This window comes from Kitasatospora sp. NPDC024654, assembly GCF_055559155.1.
On sequence record NZ_JBVHLF010000227.1, the window covers coordinates 1 to 2,515 of the forward strand.

The 2,515-nt window shown below is 66.9% G+C and carries 1 protein-coding gene and 2 pseudogenes; 2 read left to right on the forward strand and 1 reads right to left on the reverse strand.

Annotation, left to right across the window (positions count from 1 at the left end; translation table 11 throughout):
- Positions 1-173: 173 nt before the first annotated feature.
- Complete coding sequence (locus ACZ38L_RS39135; RefSeq protein WP_465702868.1) at positions 174-1,094, reverse strand: SCO4651 family lipoprotein; 921 nt, start codon at positions 1,092-1,094, stop codon at positions 174-176.
- A 396-nt stretch (positions 1,095-1,490) separates the two neighbouring features.
- On the opposite strand from ACZ38L_RS39135, the pseudogene ACZ38L_RS39140 reads away from it, so the two are divergent.
- A pseudogene (locus tag ACZ38L_RS39140) lies at positions 1,491-2,225 on the forward strand (Ig-like domain-containing protein); the annotation flags it as partial.
- Between the two features lie 170 nt (positions 2,226-2,395).
- A pseudogene (locus ACZ38L_RS39145) lies at positions 2,396-2,515 on the forward strand (IS6 family transposase); the annotation flags it as partial.

Below are 2,515 nucleotides of genomic sequence, written 5' to 3' on the forward strand. Positions count from 1 at the left end.
CAACATCGCTGCCGCGACCGACCACTACCGGTCACACGCCGATCACGCGCTCGACCTGCTCGGTCTCACGAGCTGAGAACGCATCAGCCCTGGCCCCAAGCCCTACTGGTCTCCGCTCCAGAATGACCTGCTCGGCTCCGGGCAGGAACGCCCCTGAACCGAAAGGCGAACCGTCAGCTGAGGCCGAGACCCGGGGTCGGGCTGGCGTGCGCGGCCATCATCTTGCCGACGTTGAAGGTGTCGTAGGCCGGGGGCGGCGTGATCTGGACGTGTACTCCGTAGTCGGAGTAGCTGACCGTCACGTCCTTCGTCCCGGTAGGAAGCGTCAGCTTCTCCTCCTTCTTCACCATCAGGTCGGTCTTGCTGTCCACCCACAGGTCGACGTGGTCGTTGCTGACCCCCTGGGCCGCGAGCAGCTGGTGAAGCAGGGCCAGCTGCTCGCCGTAGGCGCCGCCGGTGGTGGGTGCTGCCACGTTGGCGGGGGTCAGGTCGGCGGTGAAGTGGGTGCTCTGCACCCCGTTGACGGTCTCGTTCCCGGTGCTGGTTACCTTCCCGGTGGCGATCAGTGCCCGCATTAGCGTCACCGGGTCGGCCTCCTTGGCCAGCGTCGCGAAGGCCTGTCCCTGGCTGCCCTGGTCCTTGGCCGCGTCGGCGAAGTCGTACTCCATCCAGTGGGCGCCGCCGAGGGCCTTGGTGAAGGCCGCTCCGGCGTGCATGTTGATGTACATCGCGTTGGGCGTCAGCAGCGAGTCGGCCAGGCCGTCCGAACCGATCTTCGCTGCCTGGTCGGCGGGAATTTGCATCTGCATGTCGGCCAGCGCTCCGTTGGACCAGTCCAACTCGCCGGTGCCCTGGAGGGTCTGGCCGCCTACGGTGATCGTCTCGGCCGCCCGGGCCGACTTGGCCGCACTGGTGCTATCCCCGGCCTTCTGAAGCAGGGCCGCCGCGCCCACAGGTACGGCCGACGTCGAAGGGCCGCCGGACGGCGTCGGGTTGGAGATCGCCGTCCCGGCGTGCACCGTTCCGCAGCCGGCCACGGCTCCGGCCAGGGCCGCGACGGCGGCGAGTCTCGCGGCGGTGCGTGCTCCACGCATGTCTGTGTCCCCTTCGGGTGATCATCTGATTCGACCGGGACCCTAGCCGACCCCACCGTCAGTCACACCGGCGGCCCCACGCTCACTCCATGCTGGGCCGGGCTCAGGCCGACCAGAACTCAATGCCGGCCATGCCGACGGTCCGCGGGCGCATCTGCGGGCTGGTCCACTGCGCCTGGTGCACCTTGCGGGCGCTGGCGAGTTCAGATTGACCGCGGTCGAGAGCGGAGTTCGGCTGGGGAGCGGCGGGCCCTCGATTCCGATTTGGTTTCTTCGGCCTGTGGGTTGACTGAAAGCGTGCAGACGATCAAACGGAAATTACTGATCGGTAATCAGGCCAAATCGGATTCGACGTATCCGACTGCCTCGGACTGGTACTGGACGTTCGACGGAAACATGAGCGTGGGGTACGACGGCAGCGGTGTCGACCGCTCGTACTACTCGTTCGGTCTTCCGGGCGCTCCGTTCGGCACCACCTCGACGGTGCTGTCCGCGACGGTGACCTCGGAGGTCACCAAGACCGACGTGGCCACCAGCGCGTCCCACTCGGTGGACCTCTACTCCACCGGGGCGATCTCCAACGCCACCACCTGGAACAACCCTCCCGCCCAACAGGGCAGCCCGGTGACGCAGACGTTCACCACGACGAGCACTGCCCCGGACACGAACGTGACCTGGGACGTGAGCGCTGACGTCCAGTCGATCCTGACCGCACCCACTTACACCGGGCAGTTCACCGCCGAGCTGGTCAACGAGGACGAGGCGGATACGAACGGCTTCGCGGCGTTCAGTCAGAACCCCGTGTTCTCCCTCACCTACGACCACGCCCCGTGGCCGGTGGGCACCACCTCCTTCAGCCCGGACAACCCGGCCTCCAACGGCGGGCAGTACTCCAGCTCAGCCACTCCGACGTTCACGGCTTCCACGACCGACGCGGACAACGACCCACTGCAGTATGAGTTCCAGGTGCTCTCCGGCTCGTCCGTGGTGGAGTCCGGTACGAGCGGTTCGGTTGCCTCGGGAGCCTCGGGGTCGTGGACGGCGACCACCGCGCTGGCGAACGGGAACTACACCTTCCAGGCACGCGCCTATGACGGGACGTTGTACAGCCCCTGGTCGGCGGCCACGGCGTTCACCGTGGACGTAGAGACGCCGGCCGCACCCGCCGTGTCGTGCACCGGCTACGCGTCGGGGGCCTGGCAGGCGCTGGTTACCGGCGGCACCACGTGTACGGGCGCTGTCACGTTAACGAGTGAGCGTGAGATGATCTTGAGGTTGGTCATCCCCAGGAGGGTTCGTTCGTGTCGTCGACGTCGCCGTCGTACAAGCGTCACCGGTACCCGGCGGAGATCATCGCGCACTGTGTGTGGCTGTACTTCCGATTCCCGCTCTCCTTCCGTGAGGTCGAGGAGCTGATGCTC